We start from the raw sequence: 14,925 nt of genomic DNA on the forward strand, positions 1-14,925 counted from the left end.
GGCGGCCTGCGCCGCCGCCCGACAGCTACGTATCTTCTTTCCCCAAAATCACTTCCACCTGATGGATCCTGCCGTTGTCCCGCAGCGCGATCGTCGGCTCCGACTGAGGGATTCCGTCAACGATGATCTGCGTTTCGCCTTCTCCCTGGCGCACGACCAGCTGATATTCGCTGGCGCCTTCGCGGTAGTTGATCGTGAATTGCGGCCAGTCGGCCGGCAGACGCGTATCGATCGTCAGCCGATCGCCGCGGCGTTTCAGGCCCAGCAGCGACTCGAGAATCAAGCGATACATCCAGCCTGCCGAGCCGGTATACCAACTCCAGCCACCCCGGCCGATATGCGGCTCAACTGCGTAGACATCAGCGGTCGCCACGTAAGGTTCGACTTTGTAACGTTCGGCGGCGGCGCTGTCCAGGCTGTGGTTGATGGGGTTGATCAGCGCCATCAGCTGCCAGGCGCGTTCGATGTCACCCATTTCGGCAAAGGCCATCACCGCCCATACCGCGCCGTGGGTGTATTGGCCGCCGTTTTCCCGCACGCCGGGCAGATAGCCGCGGATATAGCCGGGATCGGGGCCGTTGCCGTCGAACGGCGGCGTCAACAGTCTGATCAGCCTGGCCTGCGGGTCGACCAGATGTGTATCCAATGACTGCATCGCCTGCCGACTGCGCTGCGGATCGCCGGCGCCGGACAGCACCGACCAGCTTTGCGCAATGGCGTCGATGCGGCACTCCGCGGCCAGGTGTGAGCCGAGCGGTTCGCCGTTGTCGAAATAGCCGCGGCGGTACCATTCGCCATCCCAGGCATGGTTGTGCAGGTTGTCCCTCAGGGCGGCGGCCTGGCGGCGGCACTGTGCGGCCAGGTCGTCATCGTGGTGGCGTTCCGCCAGATCGCCGTAGCGCTGCAGGATGGAAAACAGGAAGAAGCCGAGCCAGACGCTTTCGCCGCGGCCTTCCAGCCCGACCCTGTTCATGCCGTCGTTCCAGTCGCCGGCCCCCATCAGCGGCAACCCGTGCTCGCCGAAGGTCAGGCCGTGTTTCAGCGCGCGCGCGCCGTGCTGGTACAGGCTTTCCCGCACTGCGCTCTGCGCCGGCTGTTCATAGGCGGACTCTTCGCCGGGCGCCAGCTGGCGCGCCTCCAGATAGCCCACCTGTTCGGTCAAAATGCTCTCGTCGCCGGTGGCGTCCAAATAATGACACATCGCCAGCGGCAGCCACAGATAGTCGTCGGAACAGCGGGTGCGCACGCCGTTGCCCTGCGGCGGATGCCACCAGTGCTGCACATCGCCCTCGATAAACTGGCGTGAGGCGCACAGCAGGATCTGTTCGCGCAGCCGTTGCGGCGCGGCGTGGGTCAGTGCCAGCGTGTCCTGCAGCTGATCGCGGAAGCCAAAGGCGCCGCCGGATTGGTAGTAGCCGCTGCGTGCCTGAATGCGGCAGGAGAGAGTTTGGTACAGCAGCCAGCCGTTAGCCAGCAGATCGACCGTCGGATGCGGCGTGCCGATCTGCACCTTATTCAGGATGCCGTCCCAATAGGCGGCGACCTGTTGCCGTTCGTCTTGCAGGCGATCTTCATCCAGGTAGCGCTGCAGCAGCATGTCGGCCTCGTCGGCGTTTTGTCCCAGTCCCAGGACGAACACCAGGCTGCGCTGATCGCCGTCGATCAGGCTGAGCGCCGACTGTACCGCGCCGCACGGATCCAGCCCGGCGCCGACCCTGCCGGAAAGCCGGCGCAGTTTCAGCACCGCCGGATTGGCCAGCGTGCCGTTGCGGCCGAGGAATTCACGCCGATCGCCGCTGATGGAACAGTGGGCGCCGGTAACGCCGAAAAAGGCGGTGCGCTCGGAACCGTTGCCGCCGTAATGGTTGGTGGCCAGAATGCCGCAGCCGCCCGTCGTCGTCGCGGCCTGTGTCACGACGTGCATGGCGGTTTTACTGCGCAAATCGCCGAGGATGAATTCCATGTAGCCGGTGGCGGAGAGTTTGCGTGTGCGGCCTGAACCGTTGGTCAGCGTCAGCAAAAACAGCTTCACCGGCGCGTCCTGCGCCACCAGCATCGTCAGCTGGCTGTCGATGCCGCCTTCGCGGTGCTCGAACACGCTGTAGCCAAAGCCGTGGCGCGTCAAATAGTGGCCGCGACCGCGGGCCGGCAGCGGCGTGGGGGACCAGACGTGGCCGCTTTCCTCGTCGCGCAGATAAAACGCTTCGCCACCGCGATCGCTGATGGGATCGTTATCCCACGGCGTCAGCCGGTACTCGTGAGCGTTTTCGTACCAGCTATAGGCCTGACCGCTTTCTGAGATAACCGTGCCAAACAGCGGGTTGGCGATAACGTTTGACCAGGGTGCAGGAGTGATCTTGTTCTCGTTCATCGCAATGACATATTCGCGTCCGTCGCTGGAGAATCCGCCCAGCCCGTTAAAGAATTGCAGGTCTTCGATGGCGGGCAACTGCGGCGAATGCAGGTTGCGCGGCAGGTTGTCTACCGTCGCCAGCTTCGACGACGCGGTGACCGGAGACAGCGGCTGTTGCAGGGTTTGCGGCAGCTGCAGGCGTTGGTTGAGCTGCTCCGCCAAACCGCCGCGTCGGTCGTCGAGATAGATGCGCGCCACGCTGAGCAGCAGACGATGGTCTTCCGGCGACATATGTTCGCTGGTCCGCACGAAAATGCCCCCCGGCTTGTCGGTCAGGGTGGATTCCATGCCGGCGGCGATCAAGCCCATGATCTGATTTTGCAGATCCTGGCGGTAGCCGCCGACGTCTTCGTTGAGGATCACCAGATCCACCTGCAGCCCCTTAAGGCGCCAATAGTTGTGTGCCTGGATCAGCTGCTGCACCAACGCGATATTCTCCGCGTCGCTGACCGTCAGCAGCACGATCGGCAGATCGCCTGAGATCGAATGCCCCCATAACCCGGACTGGCCGCGGCGGTTGCTGATGATTTCACCGCCGCCGGCGCGCATTTCCTGCGCCGGGAACACCACGGCGCCGGCCAGACGGTTGAACAGATTGGCGTCTTCCTCATTGGCGTTCAGTTGGCGCAACACCACCTGGCTGTGTGACCAGGCCAGTTCGAAGACGCGATCCGCCAAGTGGCGATCGCGATACTTTTCCAGCATCGCCAGACAGGAGGCGCGATCCTCGCAAACGCCGTAAAACACATCCAGCGTCAGCGGAACGTTGGGTTCCAGCACCACGCGCTGGCGGATGGCGATGATCGGATCGATAACCGGCCCGGCGCTGTTGGTCAGCGGCGCATTGTGGTACAACGCCTGCGGATTGGCCGGCGTGCGGCCCCGGCCGATAAATATGCCGCGATCGGTTTCGAACGAGGTTTGTGCGCTGTTTCCCTGTACCGTCATCATGTGCAGCAGCCACGGGCACGTCTCTTTGGGCTCGCGCGGTCTGCGATGACACAGGATCGCTTCCTGGTCTGGCAGTAGCTCGGTTTGCACGAACAGATTGCTAAAGGCCGGGTGCGCCAGATCGTTCCCGGCCGGTGCCAGCACCACTTCGGCATAGCTGGTGATCTCAAGGATGCGCGGCTGTTTACCGCGGTTGATGAGCGTCAGGCGGCGCAGTTCGATATCATCTTCCGGCGAAACCACCACCTGCGTTTTGACCGAAAGCGTGCCCAGATGGCGCTGGAATTCGGCGCCGGCGTCGTTGAACACCGCGCGATAGTCTTTGGCGCCGCCGCCGCCGCCGATCGGTTGCCAGGTATTGCTCCACACTTCGCCGGTTTGCGGATCGCGCAGGTAGCAGAAAGCGCCCCAGTTATCACGGGTGGCGTCCTCGCGCCAACGGGTCAGCGCCAGGTTTTGCCACCGGCTGTAACTGCCGCCGGCCTGCGACAGCATCAGATGATAGTTGGCGTTGGACAACAGTTGCACTTCGGGTATCGGCGTATCGACGCGGGTGAATTCACGCGCGCTGAAGCTGGCCGGCTGGATGGTGCCTTCGTGGGTTTCGAAATGACGACGCGGGCTATAGAGCTCGACTGCGTCCGGCACGCGTTCCTGCAGCAGCAGGCGCGCTGACTGGAAGGCGGGATAGCGGGCGAAACGCGCCACCATCGGCGCATCCAGCAGCAGGTGCGACAGCGCCAGGAACCCCATGCCCTGGTGGTGTGCCATGTAGGAGCGGACGATCGTGTACAGTTGCCCGCGGCTCAGGCGTGCGGTGGTGTAATCGAGCGCTTCGTAAAAACCGTATCGCCCTTTGGCGCCGTTGTGTTCCAGCGTCAGCAGGTTATTGCAAGCGGCGACGGGCTCAACGATCAGTGCCATCAGCGTCGCGTAAGGGGCGATCACCATATCGTCGGCCAGGCCGCGCCGCAGCCCCAAACCGGGCACCCCAAAGGCGTGATATTGATAATTTTGCTGCGCGTCGAAGCCGAAATAGCCGGATTCGGAAACGCCCCAGGGGACGCCGCGCTCCTTACCCCAGGCGATTTGGCGCGCCACCGCCGCGCGGCACATCTGCACCAGCAGCGAATCGGGATAGGCGGGTATGACCAACTGCGGCATCAGGTATTCGAACATCGACCCGCTCCACGACATCAGCGCAGGCTCCTTGTCGATGACGGTGAACAGCCGGCCAAGGGCGAACCAGCTGCGCTGCGGCACCTGATTGGTCGCGATGGCCACGTAGTTGGTCAGACGGATTTCCGACGCCAGCAGATCGTATTTGCTGCTGTCCATGCGGTTATGGTCGCAGTTGAAGCCGACGCTCAGCAGGTGGGTCGATTCGTCATACAGGAAGTGGAAGTCCATCTGCGCCATTTTTTCCAGCCGCTGCCGCAGGCTGCCGAGTTGCGCCAGGCGCTGTTGCGCCAGCGCGGCGGCGGCATCGAGCCGGCTTTGTTGCTCGGCCGAAAGCCCCAGGTTCGCCGGGGCGTCGGCCAACCAGCGCAGGCTGGGCGGCTGCGCCAGATCCGGCGGCGCATCGCTCAGCCAGCCATACCATTGCGCCCATTCCGCACAGAGTTCATTAAGCTGCTGATGGAGCGCGCCGGCCCAGCGTTTAGTTTCTTCGCCGTGGTTTAACGCCGGCTCCTGCAACCCGTTGCTGTAGTTGCGCATGGCGTCCAATTCAAGCAGCAGCGCGGCGTACGGGCTGTTTTGCGCCTGTTGCCAATGTTGGCGCAGTTTGGCCAGGTTTTTCGGCGCTGCGTTTCCCCACTGCTGTTCCAGCAGTTCCAGGCTGTCTCCCAGACCGGCCACTATCCGCTGCGGATCGATGACCGGCTGTTGGGCCAGTGCCGGCAGCCCGGCGCAGAGCGTCAGCAGATGCCCGGCCAGGTTGCCGCTGTCGACGCTGGAAATATAGCGCGGGTTTAACGGCTCTAAGGTGCGCGTGTCGTACCAGTTGTACAGATGGCCGCGATAGTGCTCCATGCGATCCAGCGTATCGAGCGTCAGTTCAATGCGGCGCAGCGCCTCGCACAGCGTCAGGTAGCCGAAATCGCAGGCGGTGAGGTTGGCCAATAGCGACAAACCGATATTGGTCGGCGAGGTGCGGTGCGCTATCACCGGTTCCGGTATTTCCTGATAGTTGTCCGGCGGCAGCCAGTTCTCCTGAGCATTGACGAAGGTGTTGAAAAAGTCCCAGGTCTGGTGGCTGGTATGGCGCAGGAAGCGCCGTTGCTCCTCATCGATCGCCGTTTTGCTGCGCTGCGGCTCGCGGCTCAGGTAGTAGAGCAAGAACGGCGCGAATACCCACAGCGCGGAAAGCGGCAAGGCGACGACGAGCGCCATCGGGTTATGCCACGCGGTGAGCAGCAGCAACCCCGCCCCGGCCAGCGGATTGACCCACATGGCGCGATAGAAATTGGTCGGCGTCACCCGCAGGCGCGTTTTGCTCTGGGCGTAGCTGGTCCACTCTTGCAGATTGCGTTGGCTGAACAGCAGGCGCCATAGGGTAACGGCGATCGCTTTCAGGCTGTACAGCGCTTCGTGCGGGAGTGCCGCGAGGCGCAGGCCGATTTGTGCCAACCGGTGCAGCGTGCCCTTCAGCGCCAGCCGCACATGCTGGAGAAACGGGCGGCGTGGCGGTTTGCGCGCGATGTCCTGCAGCAGCGCCAGCGCGGAAGGCAGCAGCAGAAGGATAAAGACCACCGCCAGCCAGTAACCGGTGTTGGGCAACCCTGTCAGGCAGCAGAATAAAAGCAGCAACAGGCTGGGGGCCACCAGGCTGCGGCGCAGGTTGTCGAACAGCTTCCACTGCGACAGCGCGCTCAGCGGGTTGGCGCAGCGTGAGCCGTCCGCTTTTTTCACCCGCGGCAGCAGCCAGTTAAGCAACTGCCAGTCGCCGCGGATCCAGCGCGAACGGCGCGCCACGTCGACCAGATAGTTGCTGGGATATTGCTCATACAACAGCACATCGCTCAACAGCCCCGAGCGGGCATAGCAACCTTCCAGCAGATCGTGGCTCAGCACTAAATTCTCCGGGCAGGTGCCTTGCAGGCTGCGCGCAAACACGTCCACGTCGTAAATGCCTTTGCCGATGAATGAGCCTTCGCCAAACAGATCCTGATAAATGTCCGACGCCATGCGCGTATAGGGATCGTTGCCCGGCGTGCTGCTGCATAAGGCGGCGTAACGTCCCTGACCAAAACGCGGGATCTCTTCGGCCATGCGCGGCTGCAAAATGGCGTAGCCTTCCACCACGCGCTGTCTGTTTTCGTCATACTGCGGCTGGTTGAGCGGATGCGCCATGGCGGCGATCAGCTGGTGAGCGGTGTCGCGCGGCAATACGGTATCGCTGTCGAGGGTGATGACGTATTTGACGTTTTTCAGAGCCTCAAGGCCGGCGCCAACCAGGCTGGAGAAGGCGTTGTCGCGGTTGCGTAGCCAGTCGTTAAGCGCATTCAGCTTGCCGCGTTTGCGCTCCAGCCCCATCCACACGCCCTGTTTGTCATTCCACTGCCGATCGCGGTGGAACAGGAAAAAGTGGCCCGGCCCTTCACAGGGATAGCGTGCATTCAGCGCGCCGATTTTTTCACTGACGTAAGCCAGCAACGCGGCGTCGTCAGCCTGCCGCTGATGCGGGGCGTCGTTAAAGTCGGTGAGCAGCGCGAAATGCAGGTGTTTCATCGCATTACCCAGATAACAGACCTCCAGCGCGTTGAGCAGCCGGTCGATGCCGGTTTTCTCGTCGAGCAGGGTGGGGATCACCACCAATGTGCGGTACTCGGCCGGAATGCCGCAGGAGAAATCGAGCCTCGGCAAAGGTCGGGGTGCCCGGCTGCGGGTCGTAACCTCGCTGAGCAGGTTAAGCACGAATTGGCTGACGACGATCGCCAACGGGAAAAACAGCAGCGCCAATCCCCACCAGCTGATGCCGCTGCCCGCCGCGTGGCGCAACAGTTCCGCACAGCTGGCGGTGGTGAGCAGGCTGAGGCTGCCGAGCCAGGACAGCAGCGGCGCCTGGTTCAGCGCGTGGCGCACCCGGGTAATGCGGCTGAGGCGTACCGCCAACTGCTGTTCCAGCGCCGGTCTGCCGTCGTCGATCAGGTAGTAGCCGATGTGATGGTTGCGCGCATCGCCGATGGGATCTTCCGCCGCCACTCGCGCCATGTTGAGCACGTGTCGCGCAACCTGTACCTCGTCGTGCGGGCTGTGGCGGGCCAGCATTTCGATCACGTGGCGATAGTGATCGCGGGTGTCGAAGTGCATCATCGGATACACCCCAGCCGGATCCTGACGCAGCGTTTGATCTACCAGGCTCATGGTTTCCACAAATTCCGCCCAATCCATTTCGCTCAGCTGGCGCAGGCCGGCGATGCTGTTGCTGACCGACAGTTGGCTGACTGCCAACTGTTGGTTGAAGCGGTGGATCAGTTCATCGGAAGTCATGCTGACCTCCGCCAGACGCTGTTCCACCCAGGTGAGCGGCAGCGCCAGCATGGTGCCGTGGCCCTGCAGACGGCGCACCAGCTCGGCGACGAAGGCGCTGGTGCGCGGCGGATTGGATCGCGCCATGTCGGCGATAACGATGATCAAATTGGCCGGATCGTTTTCCGCCGATTCGAGCATTTTATTGACCCAGTCATCGGCCAGGTTGCGTTCACGCTGAGCCTGCGCTACCTCGACGCTGACGCGACGCAGGTTGTCTATCAGCGCCAGACGCAGCATGCCCGGCAGCGCCCACAGTTCACCCAGCGTCAGATTGGTTTCCTTTTGATAGGCGGCGATATAGCGCGTCAGGCTCTCTGCGTCCCAGCGCCCGTCGCCGTGGGTGATGGCTTCGGCGGCGATGTCGTAAATGCGCGGGCAGTTGTGCGGTGCAGTCAGCTGCGGCAAGCCGCGGCCAAAGGTCTTAGGCAAGTGATGTCGCACCACGCGGATTTGCTCTTCGATCAAATAGTAATTATCGAGCAACCACTCCCCGGCGGGCGTCATGCTGCTTTTTTTGCCGTTGCTGAGCTGGCGGCAGCTCTCAGCCAGCACCCGTTCGTTGTGATCCAGCCGCTTCAGCAAATAGTAGGGGGTCTTACGCGTCGCCAGTTTGTGAGAGCGTGCCAGACGCTGGCCGTAGCGTTCCATCTGATCGACGGAAAACAGCTCGGCCTTGATGGTGCCGCCGAGCGGTTCCGGTTCGCCTTTAGCGCTTCTGGCGGCGAGCGGCTTTATTTTGCTGTTTTTGCGTTGACTTCTTAACCAATTGATAAGTTTTTCTTTCACACAAAAGCTCCTCACTTCTGACCAAAAGGGCAGCCGGTAAACCCGCTGGGAGTGCGTGAACATCCTGTATCTGGCGCCGGGAGCATATGGCGTGGATTTGTTGCAGGAAGGAACAGACCTTTCCAGTATAGCTGTTCAGAATGAGATGTGTCTGTTTTTTAATCGTATTGTTTAATTTTAATAAACATTTGTCGAGGCGGGGCGTTCTGACCTATGCCCGATCAGCAACGGTATGTCATGGAGGTTGACTTGCTGTGGCGGGAAGATCCGTCAGGATAAACTCACTGGGTATTTCCCTGATTTTTGTATGGGCGGATTGAGCTCAGAATGTCGCAGGTGTAAAGTATTTGTGTTTTTATTGTTTATTTTTTGTTCTAAATCAAATAATTATCTGGTGTAAACGCCCAGGGATATACGGCGTTCTTGCGCTGGCGCAAAAGCCGTGAAAATAACACCTCATATAATACAGAGCGTAACTACAGGCGCGGCGTCCGTCGGCTGCGCCGGAGACGATCTCTGCTAACTGACTTGTGAGCGAACTATGTCGACAAGTGTTTTTAATCGCCGGTGGGCGGCTGTGCTGCTCGAGGCGCTGGCCCGCCATGGGGTGCGGCATGTTTGTATCGCTCCGGGATCGCGCTCCACGCCGCTGACGCTGGCCGCCGCGGCTAACCGATCGTTTATCTGTCATACCCATTTTGACGAGCGCGGGCTCGGCCATCTGGCGCTTGGGCTGGCGAAGGCGGCGCGTGAGCCGGTGGCGGTGATCGTCACGTCCGGCACCGCGGCGGCCAACCTTTATCCCGCGTTGATTGAAGCCGGCCTGACCGGTGAGCGGCTGGTGTTTCTCACCGCCGATCGGCCGCCGGAGTTGATCGACTGCGGCGCCAATCAGGCGATCCGTCAAAACGGCCTCTACAGCAGCCACCCGACGCTGGCGATCGATCTGCCGCGTCCTACGCCGGATATTCCGGCCGCGTGGCTGGCCTCCAGCGTCGACAGCGCGATGGCGCGCCTGCAGCACGGCGCTTTGCACATCAACTGCCCGTTCGCCGAGCCGCTGTACGGCGGCGACGAACGTCACTATGCCGATTGGTCCGCCGCGCTGGGCGACTGGTGGCAGAGCGATCGTCCGTGGCTGCAGGAAAGCAAGACGCATGCGGCGCCATTGCCGCAGCCGGACTGGTTCTTCTGGCGGCAGAAACGCGGCGTGGTGCTGGCCGGGCGCATGAGCGCGCAAGAGGGCGCTCAGGTGGCCGAATGGGCCACAATGCTGGGCTGGCCGCTGATCGGCGACGTGCTGTCGCAGACCGGGCAACCGCTGCCCTGCGCCGATTTGTGGCTCGCTCACCCGCAGGCGCAGCGCGTACTGCAAGATGCGCAGCTGGTGGTGCAGTTCGGCGGCAGCCTGACCGGCAAACGCCTGCTGCAGTGGCAGGCGCAGTGCCGGCCTGAAGAGTATTGGATCATCGACGAGCTGCCGGGGCGGCTCGATCCGGCCCAGCACCGGGGGCGGCGCCTGCGCGCCGGCGTGGCGCAGTGGTTGGCGCAGCACCCGGCACAGCCGCGCACGCCGTGGGCCGCCGGGCTGGCCGCGCTGGCGGATAAGGCGCTGACAGCGGCATCCACGCATCTGCACGATAGCTTTGGCGAAGCGCAGCTGGCGCATCGCCTGCCGGAACTGCTGCCGGAGAACGGGCAGCTGTTTCTCGGCAACAGCCTGGTGGTGCGGCTCATCGACGCGTTAACGCCATTGCCCGTCGCCTACCCGGTATTCAGCAACCGCGGCGCCAGCGGCATCGACGGCCTGATCTCCACCGCCGCCGGCGTGCAGCGCGCCACCGCCAGACCGACGTTGGCGGTGGTGGGCGATCTTTCCGCTCTGTATGACCTCAATGCGCTGGCGCTGCTGCGCCAGAGCTCGGCGCCGACGGTGCTGATCGTCGTCAACAACAACGGCGGCCAAATTTTCTCGCTGCTGCCGACGCCGGAAGAGGATCGTCAGCGCTTTTACTGCATGCCGCAGAACGTCGAGTTCAGCCACGCGGCGGCGATGTTCCAGCTGGGTTACGCGCGGCCGGAGAACTGGAGCCAGCTGCAACAGGCGGTTGAACAAGGCTGGCGGCGCGGCGGCGCCACGCTTATCGAACTGCAGGTGCCGCCGAGCGCGGGGGCCGAAAGCCTGCAATACCTGGTGCAACAGATGGCGGTGCAATGATGCTGGCGACGCGAATTTTGCAACAGGGCGAAGCGGGCCGCCCGTGGCTGGTGTGGCTGCATGGCCTGCTCGGCAACAACAATGAATGGCGGGTGATCGCCGCACGCTGCCCGGAATGGCCATCGCTGGCCATCGATCTGCCCGGCCACGGTGATTCCGTGGCGGTGAGCTGCCGCGGCTTCGACGACATCAGCGCGCAGATTGCCGCCGCGCTGCAGCTGCGCAATATCGAACGCTATTGGCTGGTGGGCTACTCGCTCGGCGGGCGCATCGCCATGTATCACGCCTGCCACGGCCGCCATGCCGGCCTGCAGGGGGTGATCGTCGAGGGCGGTAATCCGGGGCTGGAGGACGAAGAACAGCGCCGCCGGCGCTGCGAACAGGATGCGCTGTGGGCGGCGCGTTTTCGCAGTGAGCCGATCGCCGAGGTCCTGGCGGACTGGTATCAGCAGCCGGTGTTCAAAGAGCTTAGCCATGTGCACCGCCAGGCGCTGATCGCCGCGCGCTCGGTCAACAGCGGCCCGGCGATCGCCGACATGCTCGAAGCCACGTCGCTCGGGCGGCAGCCCTATCTGGCGCCGCAGCTGCGCCAACTGACCGTGCCGCTGCGGGTGTTGTGCGGTGAGAACGACCCCAAATTTCAACGGCTGGCGCGCGACGCCGGGTTGCCGTTGCGCATCGTGCCGCAGGCCGGGCACAACGCGCACTTGGCCAATCCGCAGGATTTCGTCGCCGAGCTGCAGACCTTTCTCGTTAACCCTGGTTAAAGGAACCGAACATGCTTTATCCGAATGAAGAACAGCTGTATGCCGCCATCGCCTGGCAGGATTGCACCGGCGATTTCGAAGACATTCTGTATCACAAGTCCGCCGACGGCATCGCCAAAATCACCATTAACCGGCCGCAGGTGCGCAACGCGTTTCGCCCGCAAACGGTTAAAGAGATGATCGACGCGCTGGCCAACGCCCGTTACGACGACGGCATTGGCGTCATTATTCTGACCGGCGCCGGCGATAAGGCCTTCTGCTCCGGCGGCGATCAGAAAGTGCGCGGCGATTACGGCGGCTATCGCGACGACAGCGGCGTGCATCACCTCAACGTGCTGGACTTCCAGCGCCAGATCCGCACCTGCCCGAAACCGGTGGTGGCGATGGTGGCCGGTTATTCGATCGGCGGCGGTCACGTGCTGCACATGATGTGCGATCTGACCATCGCGGCGGATAACGCCATCTTCGGCCAGACCGGCCCGAAAGTGGGCTCGTTCGACGGCGGTTGGGGCGCGTCTTACATGGCGCGCATCGTCGGCCAGAAGAAGGCGCGCGAAATCTGGTTCCTGTGCCGCCAGTACGATGCCGCCGCCGCGCTGGACATGGGGCTGGTCAATACCGTGGTGCCGCTGGCCGATCTGGAAAAAGAGACGGTGCGCTGGTGCCGCGAAATGCTGCAGAACAGCCCGATGGCGCTGCGCTGCCTGAAGGCGGCGCTGAACGCCGACTGCGACGGCCAAGCCGGTTTGCAGGAGCTGGCGGGCAACGCCACCATGCTGTTCTACATGACCGACGAAGGGCAGGAAGGGCGCAACGCGTTCAACGAGAAGCGTCAGCCGGACTTCAGCAAATTCAAGCGTAACCCGTAATGAGCGGGGTAAACCGCAGCGCGGCGCTTTACCGTTACAGCCTGCCGATGGAGGCGGGCGTGGTGCTGCGCAATCAGCGGTTGAAAACGCGTGACGGATGGGTGGTGCAGCTGCGTCAGGGCGAGCGTGAAGGCTGGGGCGAGATCGCGCCGCTGCCGGAATTCAGCCGGGAAACGCTGGCGCAGGCCGAACAGGCCGCGTTGGACTGGCTGCAGGCCTGGTTGGCGGGCAACGAACCGGATGACAGCACGCTGCCCTCGGTGGCCTTTGGGCTCAGCTGCGCGCAGGCCGAGCTGGAGCAGCGCTTGCCGACGCAGGCGGATTTCCGCAAGGCGCCGCTGTGTACCGGCGATCCGGACGAGCTGTTCGAGACATTGAGCGCCTTGCCGGGCGAAAAAGTCGCGAAAGTGAAGGTGGGGCTGTATGAAGCGGTGCGCGACGGCATGATCGTCAACGTGCTGCTGGAGGCGCTGCCGGATCTGCGGCTGCGGCTGGACGCCAACCGCAGCTGGACCCGCGCCAAAGCCGACGGCTTCGCCAAATACGTCAACCCGGCGTGGCGCGATCGCATCGCCTTTTTGGAAGAGCCTTGCAAGACCCGTGATGAATCGCGCGATTTCGCCCGGGCGACCGGCATCGCCATCGCCTGGGATGAGAGCGTGCGCGAGGCGGACTTTGTGGTGCAGGCCGAGCCGGGCGTGGCAGCCATCGTGATCAAGCCGACGCTGGTCGGCAGCCTGGCGCGCTGCCAGGCGCTGGTGGCGCAGGCTCACGCGGCGGGGCTGACGGCGGTGATCAGTTCCAGCATCGAGTCCAGCCTGGGATTAACCCAGCTGGCGCGCATCGCCCGCTGGCTGACGCCGGACACCGTGCCGGGGCTGGATACCCTGGGGTTGATGCAGGCGCAGGTGCTGCGGCCTTGGCCGGGCAGCGCATTGCCGCTGCTGGATGCCTCGGCGCTGGAGTGCCTATGGCGCCGTTAAGCGATTGGCCGTGGCGACACTGGGCACGCCTTCAGCCGCAGGCGACGGCCCTGCTGCTCGGCGAACAGCCGCTGAGCTGGCTGGCGTTGCAAGGCCAGGTGGATGAGCTGGCGGCGGACTTCCAGCACCAGGGCGTGGAGCCGGGCTGCGGCGTGGCGCTGTGCGGTAAAAACAGCTACCCGCTGCTGCTGGCCTATCTGGCGCTGCTGCAATGCGGCGCGCGCCTGTTGCCGCTCAATCCTGCCTTGCCGACGCCGCTGTTGGCGCAGCTGTTACCCGAATTGGGCATCACCTTTGCCTTCGGCCCGGATCCGTTGCCGGCGCTGCCGGAAGAGGTGATTCGATTGACGCCGCCCTCGACCGAGCCGCGCTGGCCGAACCTGCCGATGTGGGATGCGCAACGTCTGGCGACGCTGACGCTGACCTCGGGTTCCAGCGGCATGCCAAAGGCGGCGGCGCACAGCTACGCCAACCATCTGGCCAGCGCCGCCGGGGTGTTGCGGCTGATGGATTTTCAGCGCGAGGATTGCTGGCTGCTGTCATTGCCGCTGTTTCACGTCTCCGGCCAGGGCATCGTCTGGCGCTGGCTGGCGGCGGGGGCGCGGCTGGCGGTGCGCGAGATGCATCCGCTGGCCGAGGCGTTGGCGGGATGCACGCACGCCTCGCTGGTGCCGACACAGCTCTGGCGGCTGCTGGCGCAACCGCTGACGGGTATGACGCTGAAAGAGGTGCTGCTCGGTGGCGCCATGATCCCGGTGGCGCTGACCGAACGGGCGGAAGCGGCTGGGATCCGCTGCTGGTGCGGCTATGGGCTGACCGAACTGGCTTCCACGGTGTGCGCCAAGCGCGCCGATGCGCGGCCGGGCGTCGGCCTGCCACTCAGCGGCCGCGAGGTAAAACTGGTGGACGAAGAGGTCTGGATCCGCGCCGACAGCCTGGCGCTCGGCTACTGGCGTCATGGCCAGCTGCAGCCGCTGGCGGATGCACAAGGCTGGTTCGCGACCCGCGATCGCGGCGCGATGGCCGAGGGGGAACTGCGTATTCTCGGCCGGCTGGACAACCTGTTTTTCAGCGGCGGCGAAGGGGTGCAGCCGGAGGATATCGAACGCGTGTTGGCGGCGCACCCGCAGATCTCGCAGGCGTTTGTGGTGCCGGCGGCGGACGCCGAGTTCGGCCAGCGGCCGGTGGCGGTAATCGACGGCGATCCGTCGCTGTCGCTGGCGGCGTTGCTCGCCTGGTCGCAGGACAAGCTGGCCAATTTCCAACGCCCGGCGGCGCTGCTCCCGCTGCCTGACGAGCTGATAAACGGCGGCATCAAGATTTCGCGCCGCCAGTTGCAGCAATGGGTGGCGCAGCGCCTCTCTCAGGCATAAAAAAGCCGCCCGAAAGGGCGGCTGAGTGG

General features: G+C 63.7%; 6 protein-coding genes. 5 read left to right on the forward strand and 1 reads right to left on the reverse strand.

Going from position 1 to position 14,925, the window contains the following annotated elements; genetic code table 11:
- Window positions 1-25: 25 nt before the first annotated feature.
- Window positions 26-8,686 (reverse strand): GH36-type glycosyl hydrolase domain-containing protein, encoded by an 8,661-nt coding sequence (locus REA38_RS01630; RefSeq protein ID WP_308884736.1) that lies wholly within the window; start codon window positions 8,684-8,686, stop codon window positions 26-28.
- A gap of 541 nt (window positions 8,687-9,227) precedes the next feature.
- On the opposite strand from REA38_RS01630, the gene menD reads away from it, so the two are divergent.
- From menD to menE, 5 genes are read left to right on the forward strand one after another with little or no spacing between them, the layout of a single operon-like run.
- The gene (gene menD, locus REA38_RS01635) at window positions 9,228-10,904 is read left to right on the forward strand and encodes a 2-succinyl-5-enolpyruvyl-6-hydroxy-3-cyclohexene-1-carboxylic-acid synthase (protein WP_308884737.1); all 1,677 of its coding nucleotides are present in this window, start codon (window positions 9,228-9,230) and stop codon (window positions 10,902-10,904) included.
- Entirely contained in the window at window positions 10,901-11,671 is a 771-nt protein-coding gene (gene menH / locus REA38_RS01640) for a 2-succinyl-6-hydroxy-2,4-cyclohexadiene-1-carboxylate synthase (RefSeq protein WP_103829984.1), read from the forward strand. The genes menD and menH overlap by 4 nt, the downstream gene beginning before the upstream one ends.
- A gap of 11 nt (window positions 11,672-11,682) precedes the next feature.
- The gene (gene menB, locus REA38_RS01645; protein WP_033635308.1) at window positions 11,683-12,540 is read left to right on the forward strand and encodes a 1,4-dihydroxy-2-naphthoyl-CoA synthase; all 858 of its coding nucleotides are present in this window, start codon (window positions 11,683-11,685) and stop codon (window positions 12,538-12,540) included.
- The gene (menC, locus tag REA38_RS01650) at window positions 12,540-13,523 is read left to right on the forward strand and encodes an o-succinylbenzoate synthase (protein ID WP_060421934.1); all 984 of its coding nucleotides are present in this window, start codon (window positions 12,540-12,542) and stop codon (window positions 13,521-13,523) included. The genes menB and menC overlap by 1 nt, the downstream gene beginning before the upstream one ends.
- Window positions 13,511-14,896, forward strand: a complete 1,386-nt coding sequence (gene menE, locus REA38_RS01655; RefSeq protein ID WP_308884738.1) for an o-succinylbenzoate--CoA ligase — start codon at window positions 13,511-13,513, stop codon at window positions 14,894-14,896. The genes menC and menE overlap by 13 nt, the downstream gene beginning before the upstream one ends.
- The last annotated feature ends 29 nt before the right edge of the window (window positions 14,897-14,925 follow it).

The organism is Serratia sp. MF1(2023) (genome assembly GCF_030954545.1).
In the GTDB taxonomy this organism is placed as follows: Bacteria; Pseudomonadota; Gammaproteobacteria; order Enterobacterales; family Enterobacteriaceae; genus Serratia; species Serratia sarumanii.